This window comes from Marinicrinis lubricantis, assembly GCF_042658665.1.
Taxonomy (GTDB): domain Bacteria; phylum Bacillota; class Bacilli; order Paenibacillales; family KCTC-33676; genus Marinicrinis; species Marinicrinis lubricantis.
This window is the reverse complement of sequence record NZ_JBHSQV010000130.1, coordinates 1-16,527: the sequence shown is the minus strand read 5'-3', so window position 1 is coordinate 16,527 and position 16,527 is coordinate 1. Positions and strand designations below refer to the sequence as shown.

General features: G+C 45.8%; 14 protein-coding genes and 2 pseudogenes. 6 read left to right on the top strand and 10 right to left on the bottom strand.

What is annotated here, in order from left to right; all coding sequences use genetic code 11:
- Positions 1-395: 395 nt before the first annotated feature.
- Both ACFPXP_RS09970 and ACFPXP_RS09965 read right to left on the bottom strand, forming a co-directional pair.
- Positions 396-803, bottom strand: a complete 408-nt coding sequence (locus ACFPXP_RS09970) for a cupin domain-containing protein (RefSeq protein WP_379894059.1) — start codon at positions 801-803, stop codon at positions 396-398.
- Between the two features lie 19 nt (positions 804-822).
- Entirely contained in the window at positions 823-993 is a 171-nt protein-coding gene (locus ACFPXP_RS09965) for a carboxymuconolactone decarboxylase family protein (protein ID WP_379894058.1), read from the bottom strand.
- A gap of 202 nt (positions 994-1,195) precedes the next feature.
- On the opposite strand from ACFPXP_RS09965, the gene ACFPXP_RS09960 reads away from it, so the two are divergent.
- The gene (locus ACFPXP_RS09960; RefSeq protein WP_379894057.1) at positions 1,196-1,744 is read left to right on the top strand and encodes a TetR/AcrR family transcriptional regulator; all 549 of its coding nucleotides are present in this window, start codon (positions 1,196-1,198) and stop codon (positions 1,742-1,744) included.
- Positions 1,745-1,842: 98 nt separating this feature from the next.
- On the opposite strand, the pseudogene ACFPXP_RS09955 reads toward ACFPXP_RS09960, so the two are convergent.
- A pseudogene (locus ACFPXP_RS09955) lies at positions 1,843-2,587 on the bottom strand (SDR family oxidoreductase).
- Between the two features lie 368 nt (positions 2,588-2,955).
- Positions 2,956-5,583, bottom strand: a complete 2,628-nt coding sequence (locus ACFPXP_RS09950) for an adenosylcobalamin-dependent ribonucleoside-diphosphate reductase (protein WP_379894056.1) — start codon at positions 5,581-5,583, stop codon at positions 2,956-2,958.
- Positions 5,584-6,201: 618 nt separating this feature from the next.
- On the opposite strand from ACFPXP_RS09950, the gene ACFPXP_RS09945 reads away from it, so the two are divergent.
- Positions 6,202-6,828 (top strand): aminotransferase class IV, encoded by a 627-nt coding sequence (locus ACFPXP_RS09945; protein WP_379894055.1) that lies wholly within the window; start codon positions 6,202-6,204, stop codon positions 6,826-6,828.
- Positions 6,829-6,933: 105 nt separating this feature from the next.
- On the opposite strand, the gene ACFPXP_RS09940 is transcribed toward ACFPXP_RS09945, so the two are convergent.
- Positions 6,934-7,776 carry a lipoate--protein ligase family protein gene (locus tag ACFPXP_RS09940; protein ID WP_379894054.1) on the bottom strand — a complete coding sequence of 281 codons (843 nt, stop codon included), beginning with the start codon at positions 7,774-7,776 and terminating at the stop codon, positions 6,934-6,936.
- A 180-nt stretch (positions 7,777-7,956) separates the two neighbouring features.
- On the opposite strand from ACFPXP_RS09940, the gene ACFPXP_RS09935 reads away from it, so the two are divergent.
- The 3 genes from ACFPXP_RS09935 (at position 7,957) to ACFPXP_RS09925 (ending at position 11,734) form a co-directional block, all read left to right on the top strand.
- Positions 7,957-9,708, top strand: a complete 1,752-nt coding sequence (locus ACFPXP_RS09935) for a DEAD/DEAH box helicase (RefSeq protein WP_379894053.1) — start codon at positions 7,957-7,959, stop codon at positions 9,706-9,708.
- A complete protein-coding gene (locus tag ACFPXP_RS09930; RefSeq protein ID WP_379894052.1) occupies positions 9,689-10,645 on the top strand; it encodes a YqhG family protein in 957 nt (318 codons plus the stop codon). The genes ACFPXP_RS09935 and ACFPXP_RS09930 overlap by 20 nt, the downstream gene beginning before the upstream one ends.
- Before the next feature lie 144 nt (positions 10,646-10,789).
- Complete coding sequence (locus tag ACFPXP_RS09925) at positions 10,790-11,734, top strand: hypothetical protein (RefSeq protein WP_379894051.1); 945 nt, start codon at positions 10,790-10,792, stop codon at positions 11,732-11,734.
- A gap of 28 nt (positions 11,735-11,762) precedes the next feature.
- On the opposite strand, the gene ACFPXP_RS09920 is transcribed toward ACFPXP_RS09925, so the two are convergent.
- The 4 genes from ACFPXP_RS09920 to ACFPXP_RS09905 all read right to left on the bottom strand — a co-directional run bounded on the left by ACFPXP_RS09920 (position 11,763) and on the right by ACFPXP_RS09905 (position 13,523).
- Complete coding sequence (locus ACFPXP_RS09920) at positions 11,763-11,969, bottom strand: YqzE family protein (RefSeq protein ID WP_379894050.1); 207 nt, start codon at positions 11,967-11,969, stop codon at positions 11,763-11,765.
- Between the two features lie 215 nt (positions 11,970-12,184).
- The gene (locus ACFPXP_RS09915; protein ID WP_379894049.1) at positions 12,185-12,463 is read right to left on the bottom strand and encodes a hypothetical protein; all 279 of its coding nucleotides are present in this window, start codon (positions 12,461-12,463) and stop codon (positions 12,185-12,187) included.
- 88 nt (positions 12,464-12,551) lie between these two features.
- A complete protein-coding gene (locus tag ACFPXP_RS09910) occupies positions 12,552-12,878 on the bottom strand; it encodes a hypothetical protein (RefSeq protein WP_379894048.1) in 327 nt (108 codons plus the stop codon).
- 75 nt (positions 12,879-12,953) lie between these two features.
- A complete protein-coding gene (locus ACFPXP_RS09905; RefSeq protein WP_379894047.1) occupies positions 12,954-13,523 on the bottom strand; it encodes a xanthine phosphoribosyltransferase in 570 nt (189 codons plus the stop codon).
- Between the two features lie 395 nt (positions 13,524-13,918).
- On the opposite strand from ACFPXP_RS09905, the gene ACFPXP_RS09900 reads away from it, so the two are divergent.
- Positions 13,919-14,656: a hypothetical protein gene (locus ACFPXP_RS09900; protein ID WP_379894046.1), complete on the top strand. Its 738-nt coding sequence runs from the start codon at positions 13,919-13,921 to the stop codon at positions 14,654-14,656.
- A gap of 418 nt (positions 14,657-15,074) precedes the next feature.
- On the opposite strand, the pseudogene uidA reads toward ACFPXP_RS09900, so the two are convergent.
- Positions 15,075-16,400 (bottom strand): annotated as a pseudogene (gene uidA, locus ACFPXP_RS09895) (beta-glucuronidase); the annotation flags it as partial.
- Between the last annotated feature and the right edge of the window lie 127 nt (positions 16,401-16,527).

Sequence of the window (16,527 nt, the reverse complement as noted above, 5' to 3'; positions counted from 1 at the left end):
TCTTGGTTGTTGGGTGTGTGGTAACCTCAATTATCCAAAGAATTTAGGGGGTGGCAATTTTTTTGCCTATAAAGCCCTCTATGGAGATATTTTATAACCTATTTCTTATAGAAGTTTTGACAATACGCATTGATTTATACATAATTCCAACACAATACGAAGAAGATAAACAAAATATATTGTTTAATCAACTTCTGTCTATTATTATATGATGAAGAAGTATGTATTCAATGGTTAAAAACATGCAAAATGTTGATATATCAACAAACGATTCAAAAATGTTCATTATCTTAAGAAGCAGAGTGAGTATATAAAGCTAGCAAGTCACAAAACAATCCGCCACATAGCGGGGCGGACTTGTTAGATCCAAGCTAATTTACAGCTGTACAGCTCATTTATAACTTGTTGTAGGTTTCATCATCGACAGCTTCCAACCATTCCGGCGTACCTGCAGTGATTGCAATGTGTTCGAACCAGCTGTCCTTTGCGGCACCATGCCAATGTTTTACACCATCGTGGGTGACAATCACATCACCAGCTTTTAAGAATTGAGCAGGTTTTCCTTCTTCTTGGTACCAACCTTCTCCACCCGTTACTAGTAAAATTTGAAATCCATCACGATGGATATGCCAGTTGTTTCGGCATCCCGGTTCAAAGGTTACATTCCCTACCCCAACACTTACTTTAGGATCAGCGATCAATGTTTTCAGATAGCTTTGCCCCACAAAAAATTGCGCAAATGCTTCATTTTTCTCGCCTACTGGGAAAATAACGCCATTTTTTACCTCTTCATGCTTTGCCATATTATTATTCCTCCAATCTTTATTCATTTTCAGGAATCATTTCATTCACGCAAGCTAATGCATTCAGTGTTCTCGGAAAGCCCATATATGGAAGACAGTGGGTGATCGCGGTGATCAAGGTTTCCTTGTCATTGCCTACATTGATGTTTCCCTGTACATGTGCTTTCACTTGACCTTCGGCACCACCCAAGCTGCTAACGATGCTTCCAAATCTAATCCCCCCAATGATGATTTACGAAAGTAAAACAAAATATATTGTTTAATCAACTTTTGTCTATTATTATATGATGAAGAAGTATGTATTCAATGGTTAAAAACATGCAAAATGTTGATATATCAACAAACGATTCAAAAATGTTCATTATCTTAAGAAGGCAAGGTGAGAATGTTCAATGACCAAAGTAGACCGGAGAATTCTGAAAACACAAGAAGCTTTGAAAAAAGCCGTTGTTGAACTGATGACTGAAAAAAATTTTGATGACATTACCATTCAGGATATTGCCGATCGGGCAAACGTAAACCGCGGAACCATATATCTTCATTATCAAGATAAATATGATTTATTGGATAAACTCATAGAAGCTCACATGAATGAATTAGGGGAAATGGATCAGTGGGCATGTGAGATGGATTGGGTCGACGCGCTTGTCCCTTATTTTGAATACTTTCAAGCGAATTATTTATTCTTTTCAACCATGCTGGCAAGCAAAGGGAGCCCTTCCTCTTTTAGAACCCGGCTTCTTGCTTCTTTTATGGAAGGATTCAAAGGTGAAATTGACAGGGAAAGCGATAAGAATGCTGGTTTGAGTGATGATGTTATGCTGCAGTATGCCGGTACCGCTTATGTCGGGGTGATTGAGTGGTGGATCCGAAATGGGATGCCGTATTCGCCGCAAGCTATGGCCAAACAAGTCGGGGTTTTGTTAGAAAGAACGCTTTAATTTTATGATCCAACCTTCAATCTTGCGGATTATTCTATTATCTATTTCTTGTATAAAAAAAGACTTTCGAGAACTTATCGACAGCCTGACTCTTCCTATTACCAAGGTTGACTTGTTGGGCCGATTGTAAATTCATTGATATTCGTATCTTCCGGTTGATCAATCGCAAACGCCACAACGTTGGCCACTCGATCAGGTGTAATCCCATACTGCTTGTACAATGCAGTCATACCTTCTGCCGTGTTCTTATCCGTTATCGTATTTAACAATTCGGTGTTGATTGCTGCTGGATAAATCGTTACCGTACGAATGTTGGTACCTTCTTGGGCAGATTCCATACGCAAAACTTCCATCAAATTACGTACCGCCCATTTCGTCGCGCCATAGACTGCACCACCCGGGTAATTTAAGTCCAGCTACGGATGAAGTCGTAATGATATGTCCTGACTTCTGCGCTGTAAACGTCGGCAATACTGCCGCAATACCATTTAGAACGCCTTTAATGTTGATGTCAATCATACTGTTCCATTCGTCCGTTTTCAATTGTGAAAGTGGTGAATTAGGCATAATGCCAGCGTTTAGGAATATCACATCCACACCACCGAAAGTATCTTTGGCCAGCTGAACAAGCTTCTTGCAATCATCTGGATTCACAACGTCTGTGATGTGGTAAGCCGCTTCGCCGCCGCTCGATTTGATTTCTTCGACTAATTGAACTAGATGCTCTTCACGCCTTGAACCAAGTACAACTTTTGCTCCTTTATCAGCTAACAGCTTGGCTGCAGCTTCTCCAATACCTGAACTAGCGCCTGTAATGACAACCACTTTCAAGAAAAAATGCACTCTTTACATTTTGGTCTTGGTGTACTTGTTTTCTGAATGATTGTTCAAATGAATTGACTATTTTATCACTTTGTATTGTTGGCACGACATCTCCCCCTGTATTTAGATACTAATTTTATTCCATTAACCTCACCTTTATTTCAGCTTTGTTGGGGAGGGGGCTTCCACCACCTATAAGACCATAAAAATGACCAACCAATAGTTTTGGCTGACCTGATAATACGAAAAAAGCCCGTACCTTCAAGGTACGAGCCTATGATATTTTATCTTCAATTGTGGTGGCAAAACATCTTCCTATTGGTGCCAAAACTAATTACAGCTTAGACAACCGCATGAAAAAAAGAGAGGGTCTCCCCTCTCTTTTCACTTTAGCTGCACTTGCTGTATCCGCAGCTTGTGCATGTTTTGCAGCCTTCGGTGTTCACCAAGGATGCGGAACCGCAGGATGGGCACAGATCCGTGGAGCTTACGCCGTAAGATTCATGGCTGTCGTGCTGATGCGGCTGGGCTTCAATCGCAGCCGTCTCAGCCACTGGCGCAGTATAGCTGCTGCTGTCGTTTGAAGTAGCATAAGCGCCTTGCTCTTCAATATGATCCATATGCAGTTCGAGCGACTTGGCTACCGCGTCAGCGATTGATTCCACGCGGTTCGGTCCGAAGCCGATGCCGCCGGAGCCGCCAATGCCTTTCAGGTGCTTGATCAAGAGGCGTTCCTTCTGACCGTGCTCTCCATAACGCAGGAACAAGGAGCACACGCGGCCGAGCGCTTCGGACATCGCGAATACGTCGGAACCCGCTTTTCCTACATTCAAGAAGATCTCGCTTGGATGTCCGTCTAGATCGTTAATCGTAATGTACGCCATACCGAACGGCGTATTGAACTTATACGTTGCGCCGCTAAGCACTTGCGGACGACGCTTATATTGCTTATCGAAGATATTCTCCGTCTTCTTGTCAATGTCTACCTTCAGCGCAGTGGAGATCTTCTCCATCTTCGCGCTGTCTTCCTTAGTCGCAGCAGCTTCTGCTTTCACTGCTTCGCCCTTATTATCCGTCTTATCTTCATCCTTGCCTTTCGTATGCAGCACCTGTGTATCCCGACTTCCGTCGCGATAGATGGTAACCCCTTTACATCCTAAATCAAAGGCAAGCTCATACAGCGCCTTCGTCTCTTCTACGGTAAAGTCAGAAGGACAGTTGGCCGTCTTCGAGATCGAGCTGTCTACCCATCTTTGGATCGCGGCTTGGACACGGATATGATCTTCCGCCTTCAGATCCATCGCGGTAACGAAATAATCCGGCAGCTCCGCATCCGGATGCGCGTCCTTCCATTCCTGTGCAATCGGCACAAGCTGTTTATCGAAGCCTAAGCGGCTTTGACGGTAAAATTCAAAGGCAAAGTAAGGCTCGATCCCGGTCGAAGTTCCGACCATCGTACCGGTGCTTCCTGTCGGCGCTTGCGTAATGACGGTGACGTTGCGCATACCGTTCTCGCGAACCGACTCGCCCACTTCAGGAAACTCGCTGACCATATTTTTCATAAATCCGCTCTGCAGGAACTTCTCTGCATCGAACTGCTTGAACGAACCTTTCTCTGCAGCAATCTCCGATGAAGAGAGATAAGCTTCTCTTGCCATAAAGCCGTACAGCTTATCCAGGAACTCCAGCGATTCCGGACTTCCGTAACGGATATTGAGACGGATGAGCAGCTCAGCCAGACCCATGCTGCCGAGACCTACGCGGCGCTCAGCCTGTTGATTCTTCTGATTTTCTTCGAAATGATACGGTGTTTTATCGATAACATTGTCCAAGAATCGAACGGAATAGCGAACGGTTTTCGCCAGCTCATCCCAATTGACATCGTGATTTTCCTCGTCATAGAACTTGGACAAATTGATCGCGGACAAGTTACAGACGCCCCAAGCCGGCAGACCTTGCTCTCCACAAGGATTCGTACAAATAATTGGATTAAAGTACCAGCTATTCGACATATCATTATAGTATTCCATAAACACGACGCCGGGTTCTGCCGATTTCCAAGCCGATTCAATAATCGTATGCCATACATCACGCGCACGAACGGTGTCGTAATGAATGACGTCTTTACCTAATTCCTTCCATGCTTTTAAATCGCCGTTCCATTGATCGTTATAATCTGGATCGCTCGTATCAGGGAATACAAGATCCCAATCCAAGTCTTCCTTGACCGCCTTCATGAAATCATTGGATACACAAACGGACAAGTTCGCATTCGTAATTTCTCCCGCCGTTTGCTTCACCGTAATGAAACGCATCAAATCTGGATGCCAGTCATTAATCATCAGCATCAGCGCGCCGCGGCGGCTTCCGCCTTGTTCGATCAAGCCCGTCGTATAGCTGAACAATCCGCCCCAGGATACCGCACCGCTGGAAGTTCCGTTTACGCCTCTAACGATCGCACGTCGGGGACGCAGTGAGGATAGGTTGATCCCAACTCCGCCGCCGCGGGACATAATTTCGGTCATTTCACTCAGCGTTTCCATGATACCGCCGCGGGAGTCATGCGGAGACGGAATGACGTAGCAGTTGAACAATGTCAGCTCATCGCTCGCTCCGGCGCCAGCCGCGATTCTGCCGCCTGGAACCAGCTTCCAGTCGTCCAAAATATAACGGAATTTCTCCTGCCATTCCTGCTGTTTTTCGGGTGCCTCTACGGAAGCCATGGCCTTCGCCAAACGATCCCAAAGCTCATCCGGTGTTTTCTCTACAGTCAATGTCAGCTTATGGATGTCGGAATCAATCACATCTCCGCTGCGCAGCTTCACTTTGACATTCTTGCCGTTTCTCTCGATGACTTCCCCGACTTCCTTCGCCGGAAACTTGGGGTCGTCCTTCGTCAGCACAAGCACATAATCTCCGACTTTGGTGTTGTTCGTATCCGCATCCTTCATAGCATAGCGATCCAAAAAGATCTTTTCACTTAGTCCTTCTAATCGATTTGACTGCATGGTCTTCAAAAGAACACCCTCCCATAAAAATATGTAATGTAAGACATTTTCTTGATTTTCAGTGAAATACAACCAAAAACCGGCGTTTTCACGCGATTTTCAAAACCGAAAATCATCGTCGAATTTTGTCTTATTCAAGTTATTCATCCACATCACAATATATTGTGTGACTTAATCATTATACTGCACTATATATAGTGTATCTAATGTTTGGAAAAGCCGAATCATTCGCATACCCTGTCTGTACGTTATATTTCCTCTAGTTTTCTTCCAATTTCTCTATTTTCCAAAGCTTGCATCTTCCGCACAATCCAACAAAATCCTCACTTCCTTAGAGCAGAAAGAGATGCTTGAACGGAGGAGCCAGACTGCAAATAAACAATGAAAAAAATAATTCTCCTTAAAGGGGGTACTCCTCATGTTATTGTTTAACGGAGCCTTCGTCAATGGAAAAAATGCGTCCATTTCATACCATGATCGAGGATATTATTTTGGAGATGGCGTATATGAAGTGTTTCGTGTGTACAAAGGGCGTTTATTCGAACCTGATGCGCATTTCAGGCGTTTGGAACGGAGTGCAAAGACATTCATCTGCCTTTACCTTATACCATTCCACAGCTCAAAGGAATGGTACGGCAGCTCGTCCAATTAAACCGAATGGGAGATGGAACCGTATACTTGCAGATTACGCGAGGCCCCGCTCCGCGAAGCCATTTGTTTCCGAAAGAGACGAAGCCGACTTTGATCGGCTACTGCACAAGCTTATCCAGACCTCTCCAACTGCAAACAAACGGAATGACCGCCGTCACCATCCCAGACATTCGCTGGCTTCAGTGCGATATTAAATCTTTAAATCTGCTCCCCAATACATTAGCCAAGCAGGAAGCGGCTGACGCCGGCGCAGAGGAAGCGATCCTTCATCGGGACGGCATCGTTACGGAGTGCAGCGCATCGAATCTCATGATGGTCAGGAACGGCATCATCCACACACATCCTGCGAACCATCTCATCCTGCATGGCATCACCCGCGAGATTGTACTTCGTTTGGCAGCAGAGGAAGGGATCACGATCATTGAAGAACCGTTTCACCTCGGAGACCTGCGAACCGCCGATGAACTATTTATCACGAGTACGACAGTGGAAATCGCCTCCATCGTTGAGGTGGACGGGTATGTCATTGGAGGCGGCATCCCGGGCCCACTGACCCGAAAGCTGCAGCAGCTGTTCGAATCGAAAATCCAGAGCACAACATAAATGGCTGCTCCCTGTGCTCCACTCCCTGCCTGCATACAGCGCCAAAAAGACCGATCCAGCATCCTTAGATGCTGCGACTCGGTCCCTCCCGTTCTTTCTTATTTATTATCTTCTAAAGTTCCATTCCTTATTTCCGTATTTCTCCTGTACCAGCTGCTCTGCCAGCTGCTGTTCATAATCCGTTAAGCCGCTTTCTACGAGCTGCACATCCATCCCTTTCTCGTAACCGATGCGAAATGCTTCCCTGAGTTCATCCAGCTGTGCGGGCGCTTGTCCGACCTGTCTTTTAATATCGTTGATCGCCACCGCCTTATCACGGAACGAGGCTTTCAGCCGATCTCTCACTCTCTCGCTTGGAAACCGCAGCAGGGAGAACAATAGCTCTACGTCCAGCTCCAACAAAATTGATCCGTGCTGCAGTACAACGCCTTTTTGCCGTGTTTGAGCGCTGCCTGCGATTTTGCGTCCTTCGACGACCAATTCATACCAAGAAGGAGAATCAAAGCATGCCGCCGAACCGGCCGTTGCATATTTGGCCTTCTCTTCCTCGGAGGCAAGGTTCACCATTTTTGCATCCAGCTGCAGTTCCTTGAAGCCCTCCAAAAGCCCCATGCTGAGCACCTTGTATGCTTCATTCACCGTCTTAGGCAGACCAGGCGTCTCCTCATTGATGATGATGCTGTACGTCAGCTCCTGATCATGCAGAACTGCGCGGCCGCCGGTGGCCCTTCTGACAAAGCCAATCCCTTTTTCATTCAGCTCGGAAAAATTCACTTCCTCCTCCGCCTTTTGAAAATATCCGATCGACAGCGACGCCGGATTCCAACCATAGAAGCGCAATGTCGGCGGAACCTTCCCTTCACTATGTGCCGTTAATATGGCTTCGTCAATAGCCATGTTCATCTCTGGGGAGCTGTTCCCAGAGTCAATAAATCTCCATTCTTTCATTTGTGCTCTCTCCTTTATGCTGCAAGCTATTGAAATAGATATTCCCTTTCTTACACGCTGCGCCGCAATCCGAATTTATGTTATGAAACTCATCCAATTCGTCCATACTAGCTAGAACGGCAGGTCGAGCGTTACTGCTCTGACCAAAGTACGGAATCGATCAAGGGAGGACAGCACACGATGAGCTTCCAGGCATCTACGGATAAGCAAGTCTCGATTCATGAGCATGTTCACCTGCATTATGATCATCTATGGCAGCAAGAATTATTGCAGCGAAGCGAACAGAATGGGCCGTGGGACAGCTTCGAGTTTTATAAAATGGCTTATGAAGCCGAGAAATCTTCGATCATCTCCGAATTTGACGAGCTGCAGTGCTTGCGGCATCTGTCCGAGCTGACCCCGCTTCCCCATCAGATCGACACAGCTAAGAAAGTGCTCCATGAGATGCGCGGCAGGGCCATATTGGCCGATGAAGTCGGCTTAGGTAAAACGATAGAAGCCGGTCTTATATTAAAAGAATATATGATTCGCGGGCTTGTACGCAAGGTGCTGGTGCTCGTTCCCGCTTCCTTGGTGCTCCAATGGGTGCGTGAGCTGAGCCAAAAATTCGGCATCCCTGCAGTCGCCCAGAAGAAACAATACATTTGGGAGTCGCACGATATCGTCGTCGCTTCCATGGATACCGCGAAGAGAGATCCGCATAAGGACATTATTACGCAAATCGATTACGATATGCTCATTATTGATGAGGCACACAAGCTGAAAAATAAAAATACAACCAATTATAAATTCATTAATCAAGTGAAAAAGAAATACTGCCTTCTGCTGACAGCGACGCCTGTACAGAACGATTTAAAAGAGCTGTACAACCTTATTACGCTGCTCAAGCCGGGACAGCTCGGCGGACAAGGCAGCTTCCAGACCAACTTCATGCTTCATAAGCGGCTTCCGAAGAATGAAGAGGAACTAAGAAAGCAGCTCGGCAGTGTGATGATTCGTAACCGGCGCAGCGATGGCAATCTGCAGTTCACCAAACGGCACGTCAAAAATATTCTGTTAGAGCTTTCGCCAGAGGAACAAGAACTATACGACAGCGTCACCGGATTCGTGAAAGGAAGATATGAAAGCGCACAGGGAGATATCGGCAGTATGCTGTCACTCGTTACATTGCAGAGAGAAGTATGCAGCAGCCGGGACGCCGTATTTCTGACACTGGTCAATCTGTTCAAAAAGACTGAGGAAGATTCCCCGGTTCGCCAAGCGATTTGGGAGCTGGTCGGCAAGATCAAGCAGATTGAAGCGAACTCCAAAGCGGAGAAGACGATGGAGCTTATCCAGGAGATGAACGAAAAAGTCATCGTCTTTACCGAATACCGGGCGACACAGGAATATTTGCTTCAATATTTGAAAAAGCATGAAATTATCGCCGTTCCGTATCGTGGCGGCATGAATCGCGGAAAGAAAGACTGGATGATGGACTTATTTCGCAGCCGCGCCCAGGTCATGGTCGCCACAGAAGCCGGCGGAGAGGGAATTAACCTGCAGTTTTGCAACAACATGATCAATTTCGACCTCCCATGGAATCCCATGCGCGTGGAGCAGCGCATCGGCCGGGTTCATCGGCTTGGCCAGCAAAACGACGTAAGAATTTTCAATCTATCGACCAAAAATACCATCGAAGAGCATATCCTGCATCTGCTTCACGAGAAAATCAATATGTTCGAGCTGGTGATCGGAGAGCTGGATGTCATTCTTGAGCGGCTGGAGCAAAATCATTCGTTAGAGAAGAGCCTATACAAAATTATTTTAGAATCGAAATCGAACGAAGAAATTCGCCAAAAATTCGATCAGCTTGGCGATTCTTTTTCCGAGGTGCGCAAACAGGTACAGACGGAAACGGAGGGGGCCGTCCATGCAGCAAATGGAGATTGAGCAGTTTATCATGAACTACTTGAACTGTACAGGATGCAGCGTGCTGGAGAAAGCTCCTTCTCACGTCACGGTCAAACTTTCACCGATGGTCGATAAAGAGCTGACGAATCGGCCTTATTATTGGAACTTCGTGGAACGTACGGGAGCCGAACCTGAGACGATGACCTTTACGTTCGTATTCGATCCCGACAAGAGGAAAGAATGGAAAGAGGAGCAAGGACAGAAGCAGCAGGAACAGCCGGCCGCAGCGAAGGATTCGATTCTCGGCAGATATTTCGGCGTCGCTCCATCGATGCCTTCGTACAACAGAGCCATTCCGGAAGAGCATCTGCATTACGGGGCACCGCGTCTACAGCAAATTTTCCAGCACGTCAAACAGCAGGGACGTTATGTCTCCCTTTATGAAATGCCATCCAGACAAAGTCCGGAGTTATTCCATCATCCAATGCAGTCTGCAAGCTACTCCTCATGGCTGAATGTCAACTTCAAGGTCGAATTTTTATGTGATATGAAAAGGAATGAAATCCAATCGCTCGGCATATGCTTGTCTACAGGGGAAATTGTGGAAGACTTTTTTGACTTCGTCTCCTCATTGGAATTGTCGCCGAAACTGCCGGCACGTATGCACTTAAAGGAAAGCATCTCCGTCGATCGTGCGGTACAAGATTTGAAGCGATATTTGGAGAGGACCATACGACAGTATGATTTTCGTTGGGCATTGGAAGCCCATGAGCGATTGCAGGATGAACTGCTGCGGATCAAGGCCTACTATGACGAGCTGCTTCCTTCATTAGAAGAGGATAAGAAGGCAGAAGCTGAGGCGCAATATGAACAAAGAAAGACGGAAATCGAATGGCAGCATCGTCCTCGGATTGAAGCCGCTGTCATAAACTGCGGATATTTTCATCTGCTTTCAAGGCCGATATCGACGATATGACGAATCTCGGGAGAAGCAGGCAAAAAAACATGATTTTTTCAGCCCTTTCCGTGACAAGTTGTAACAGTCTTTTTGGGACATGCTCTATACAATGAATATTACGAAACGCGTACGATTATTTTGATGCAAAGGCAGGGAAAAGGGATGAAATGGCATCTGTTCGCCGTACTTATGACCGTCTCCAGCATGTTGGCAGGCTCCACCTTAAGTCTCCCATCGTCTGAAAGCGCAGCAACTTCCGCCGCCGTGCAAATCATTTCACCGTCTACACAGCAGGAAGGGGAAACGATTTTCCAGAAAACTGTAAATTATTGGATAGATGAGCTGGCACAGCAAAAAGGTTTCGAAAGCTGGAAGAACGCCCGTTGGAGCAGTGAACCATTAGGTGCACAAATGCATTCTTGGGTCATAGAAATTCGAAGCGGCGACGTTGTCGTTGGATATATGGTGATGGGGGCGGATGCTGCCGGATCATATCGGCTGCTTGAATACGGACAAGGTACCTATCCTTTATTCAATACTTCACTATTATCTCCTTATCTTGAATCACTGGGCATCGCATATAGCGATGCCACATGGACTCGTATTTATCATCATCCGCTGGAATCGTTCTGGTATGCCGAGACGTCTCAAGGGGGCTACTTATTCGATGCAAAAAACGGAGAATATTATGAAACCGATAGCCAAAAGCTGCGCGGGCTCATCAATTTACCAGAAAGTGCAGGTCTGCCGGGCATGGAGAATGAACACGAATCTCTCACGGTTCATGCGAGGATGACCCTAAAGGAAACGACCGATGTTCCCTCCTTCGATCCATTTCTGACCATTCCATGGGTTGGGCAGGATCCGCTGTCAGAACCGCTCCCACAGCTGATTGCAGATTTTATAAAATCGGGACAGCATATTACGTATACTCAGCGAATTATTGCCGGGGAAATGATCCTTCCATTGGCCGTAAGCGGTTTTCATATTTGGACAGATGGCGAGCTGCAGATCTATTATTTCGCAGTGGATCAAGAAGGCCAAAGATTTATTCCATATGTAATGATGACGGAGAAAGGCAGCTTTTATTCCGAACCTATATCATAAAATACCAAAAAGCCTCCGCAGCGAATCGTTATTCCTCTGGAGGCTTCTTGTTTTCTTGTTTCTTACGCGGTACCGTCATTTTCAAGGATAAAGGCATCATGCCAAACCATCTTGAGCCCCAATCTTCCTTCGGTTTGCGAATTTTTCGCGAGCTTCTTCGTTCTTCTTTCGGCGTTTCCATATAACGTACAAGCTGCTGCGTAATATATTTGAGCAAATCTTGTCCCGACGCCATCAGCTTTCCCTCCTTTACTGCACGTCTTTAACCATAGTTTGTCCAGCAGCAAAGCGATTTAGTCTGACGTAGTTTTTTGTATCGAATTAAGATATAGTATAGAGTACATGAGACTTACGCAGAAGGAGGTTCGCCTGAATGTACGGCACACTTGTTTTGTCACTCATTATAGGAATCGCCATTATATTCCTTTGTGTTTTTGCCATTAATAAAGCTTATTCCCGCAAATGGGACGAGCCTGAAGAATAATCGTCTTGCCGGTCATACTCTGCATGGAGCAGCTGCTCCATCTCAGGTCTCGGTTCGCTAAACGGTTGAAAAATGTACGACTTGGACAATTTCCGCACTCTGCGATTTTGCCGCCTGATGAGCACATGCTCGTCATCCCAAGCGATGACGATACCGATGACATCATTTGCCGGGTCAGCGTCCCGAATCACCCGAAGCTTCGTTGCAGCAAGCCGATACTTGTCCAACTGTTCATCATCTATCATAAGTCGTCCTCCTCGTGGATATATAAAAACAGGGAGCGTGTCAAGAATTACGCTCTCAACCTCTCCCCTTGGTACATCTATTCTTTTGTCAGCCTACATGCTCTTTGGAATCATTCGTCTCAAACCAATGATCAAGCACTGTGCTGGACATAACCCTCTTCTCAATATATGCAGCCTGCTGAGGAGTAAAATGCTGTGTCCAATCGTATTCTAAATCCGTGCACAGTTGAACAATCGTCAACAGTTCAGACCAAGCAACATAACGTTTGTACCAGAAAAACTGCGGATGCTCTATCATATAAGGATATAAGTCATCAAACTCCGTATGTTTGCATTCAAGCGCTCTCTCAAAATGGGTCTTGGATGCTTCCAGCTTATTAAGGAAGAATTCCTCCGTAAGTTTTGTCTGATCCATATTTCTTCCTCCCCTCAGGCTTTATTGCTCACATTTATTATAGACGATAATAGACCGGGATGGAAGTTGCAACAATTATCCAAACGTAATTTGCCCGTTATCCAGCGATGCAATCTTCACGATCGATTCGATCGGTACCCCCATCTCTCTAATCGTCCGGCCGCCGGCTTGAAAGCTTTTTTCAATCACGACACCGAGTCCCACCAGTTCCGCCTGAGATTGCTGAATAATCCGGATCAATCCGCGTACTGCGTCGCCATTGGCGATAATATCATCAATAATTAAGATACGATCGTTAGGGTGTATGAACGATTTGGATACGACAATATCGGTTACGATCCCTTTCGTGAATGACGGAACACGCTCACAATACGCATCAGCGTCTGTCGTCAATGTTTTCTTGCGCCGTGCGAACACCAGCGGTACGCCTAACTCCAGTGCGACGGCGAACGCGATAGAAATCCCGGACGATTCCAACGTCAATACTCGCGAAATCCCATTCTCCCGAAATCGTTTCGCAAACTCCTTGCCGATCCGCATGACCAAATCGGGATAGACTTGGTGGTTTAGTATCGAATCCAATTTTAATAATTGGTCCGAAATAATAATGCCTTCTTCTTGAATGCGCTGCTTCAATTCTTCCATCCGATTCCCTCCAATATGGCTCTCCTAATTAAATTAACATATTTTCATACGAGTTGGAACTGCGTAACTGCGATCAAAAGATCTTCCCCATTTTCGAAACTTTTTATACACTTGATTCGTTAATATAAATGAATGAAAAACATCAAAAGTTATATCTCGGCCACGAGAAATGACCGCAGTTATTCCATTTCGATCAATTCGGCTAGAATTGGTTGGATTTTAACAAAAACCACCTTTGTGATTGTGGAGCCCGAGGGATTATATTGAATATTGTGCTTCACGCAAAAAATCGCTTTGCATCAATGCTTTAAGCATGTTCGTCCATATCCGTTCTCCGCTGTTTTCGTATTTTGAGCATTTTGTTTTATCCAATACTTAAAAGGTGATGAGAGACCATGAGAAACAGACAGTTCTTGATGGCGTTAACCGTGTTTATGATGGCAGGAATCGTTGTCGCTTCCGGATGCTCAAACCATCAAGATACCGTCGAGACCGAGAAGAAACCCGTGATCATTGAAGAGGAATCCACCCATCACAATACGGGGAAAACGAGTACCGAAAACAAGAAAAACGATCCTACCATTTCCTCCTCGTCAGGCAGTGATAACTCTGAAGCAGTTCTCACACCTGAGAAAGGCGATGAATTAGGCGGCGGAGAAGCCGAGACAAATGTCGAACCTGACAGTGATGCTCCGTCCGAGGAAGAAGAGCCCATTGATATGGAGATGCCGGAGATTATCAATTATCAGCCATCAGAACCGAGACTGATGGGACTCCAAATTCAGCAGCAAAGCAAGCAGGTCACAGGACTGTACGGCAAACCGAATAGAGAATACGTTCTGGATGCGGATATGAACCCAATTACGGTCTATGAGTACGAAGGCTTCTCCGTTGGGTTTGACGACAAAGAAACTATCGTTTTCGTAGAGGTCACCTCGGAGCATATTAATCCTGGTCTTAACGGCCTGCATCTTGGCGATTTGCGCGAGGATGCGATTACTGCTTTAGGCAAGCCAAATACGAATACGGACTTTGTGATGAATTATATTTCCAGCGGTGTCGTACTCAAACTGGACATTGATCCAAAAACAGACGAAATTCGCTCGCTCAAGCTTTTTGCCGCTGACGTATAATCCGAACCCGAAACCGAAGGGGCTGTCCCAAAAGTCCATGATGAAGTAACTTTCGGATGGTTCTACAAGGTTGATCCATGGTATATTCGATATACAAAAAGATGCCCTCCTTAAAATGGTTGCTGGATACTTCCATTTTACCAAGGAATGGCTTCTTTTTCTGTATTAAAAAAACGGACTGTCCTCTTTAGTTTATGTCGTAAGAACAAGTTGGAACTTAAGCAAAGGGTCTCGTATCTGGTGGAGGAGCGATAGCGTTTGCCTTTGAATTTGGATGGTAACCCTTAATGATTCATTTAAAAGCATCAAAATTGGGCAGCAACCGAACCAGATACGAGCCCGAACAGCCAAGAAAGTTCGGCTACGACTGTACGACATTACTTTTGGGACAGCCCTTTTTCGATATGAATGCAATTCTTTACTGCTTCAACGGTTTATACCCATAATTCGGAATGTCCGTCCAACGCTTCCGTAGTTCGTGGGCGGCTGCTTTTGGCTTTCGATCACGGGTAAACACGCCTTTTTTGTTTCCATTCACACGGCGAATATGCTGGCTGGTCGCAAAATCTGCGAAATTCCATACATGTTCGCCGACAAAGGTATCCACGCTGTCAAACACTTCATGATTGATGCGAAGAAATTCACTTTGGAACTCCTCGGTAAACAAGACCGGAATGACTTCATGGAAGCCGGCAACCGTGTCCGCACCATATTCCGTCATGATCATCGGCTTCCCAGGACAGCGCTTCACCCACGCGTCCAGCTCAGCCTTTAGCATCACTTTGGCTACTTCCAAGTCGCCGCTGTATTCATACCAGCCATAATATCGGTTAAATCCGAGCACATCAACGATGTCGGCAATTTGATCCCGTTCGATGGTTGACCCTGAAAAGGTTACAATCATCACCGGTCTCGATTGCGGATCGGATGATTTCGTTAAATCAACAAGCGGTTTGAAATATTCGTAAGCGCCGTCCTCTTCCGTTGCCGCTTCGTTGGCCACCGACCACATGACCACGCATGGATGGTTTTTATCACGGGCAATCATATCTTTAAGCACAACTTGATGATGTTCAAATGTTTTTATTCTCTTCCAAGTACTTTCTTCCTGCACCATCAAACCCGTAGGAGCATTGAAATTTAAATGCACACCGACCGCTGGCGTTTCATCAATAACGACAAATCCCTCTCTATCCGCTAGACGCATCAATTCTTCGGAATAGGGATAATGGGACGTCCGGAAGGAATTGGCCCCGATCCATTTCATTAAATTGAAATCCATCACATTCACCGCTTCTGAAAATCCGCGTCCGTGAATCGGCGAGTCCTCATGTTTCCCGAACCCTTTGAAGTAAAATGGCTTTTGATTAATCAAAAATTGTCCATCTCTCACCTCGACGGTACGAACGCCAAAAGGCTCCTCATACTCATCGACGGTTTGTCCGCTGCGTACCAGCTCGACTTTTAACGTATATAAATAAGCATTTAAAGGTTCCCATAACCGAACGTTGTCATATTCAAGGCAGCCTTTAGAACCTTCTCCAGATGCCACTTCATTCCCCGCTTCATCGATGACCGTCACGTGGAAAGCTGCATCTTCGCCAACCTTTTCAATTGAATAATTAACGAGAGCTTTGGTTCCCTCATAATCTGTTGTTATGACGATATCTTTGATATACGTCTTCGGCGTTGTATAGAGCTTGATAGGCCGCTGAAGTCCTGCATAGTTGAAAAAATCAAAGTTCGAGAGTGTAAAATAAATTGTGTAAACTCCTAAACCAAGCTAATCTAGTAATAGACATCAGGAGGCAGGAGAACACAACATGAGCATGTTTACGAAGGAACAACTTAGACAATTCATTAGTGAGAAT

Bases quoted from the DNA above. Each gene is read 5' to 3' on its own strand.
- ACFPXP_RS09970 (WP_379894059.1), bottom strand. From the start codon at position 803: ATGGCAAAGCATGAAGAGGTAAAAAATGGCGTTATTTTCCCAGTAGGC.
- ACFPXP_RS09960 (WP_379894057.1), top strand. From the start codon at position 1,196: ATGACCAAAGTAGACCGGAGAATTCTGAAAACACAAGAAGCTTTGAAA.
- ACFPXP_RS09945 (WP_379894055.1), top strand. From the start codon at position 6,202: ATGGTACGGCAGCTCGTCCAATTAAACCGAATGGGAGATGGAACCGTA.
- ACFPXP_RS09940 (WP_379894054.1), bottom strand. From the start codon at position 7,776: ATGAAAGAATGGAGATTTATTGACTCTGGGAACAGCTCCCCAGAGATG.
- ACFPXP_RS09935 (WP_379894053.1), top strand. From the start codon at position 7,957: ATGAGCTTCCAGGCATCTACGGATAAGCAAGTCTCGATTCATGAGCAT.
- ACFPXP_RS09930 (WP_379894052.1), top strand. From the start codon at position 9,689: ATGCAGCAAATGGAGATTGAGCAGTTTATCATGAACTACTTGAACTGT.
- ACFPXP_RS09925 (WP_379894051.1), top strand. From the start codon at position 10,790: ATGAAATGGCATCTGTTCGCCGTACTTATGACCGTCTCCAGCATGTTG.
- ACFPXP_RS09920 (WP_379894050.1), bottom strand. From the start codon at position 11,969: ATGGCGTCGGGACAAGATTTGCTCAAATATATTACGCAGCAGCTTGTA.
- ACFPXP_RS09915 (WP_379894049.1), bottom strand. From the start codon at position 12,463: ATGATAGATGATGAACAGTTGGACAAGTATCGGCTTGCTGCAACGAAG.
- ACFPXP_RS09910 (WP_379894048.1), bottom strand. From the start codon at position 12,878: ATGGATCAGACAAAACTTACGGAGGAATTCTTCCTTAATAAGCTGGAA.
- ACFPXP_RS09905 (WP_379894047.1), bottom strand. From the start codon at position 13,523: ATGGAAGAATTGAAGCAGCGCATTCAAGAAGAAGGCATTATTATTTCG.
- ACFPXP_RS09900 (WP_379894046.1), top strand. From the start codon at position 13,919: ATGAGAAACAGACAGTTCTTGATGGCGTTAACCGTGTTTATGATGGCA.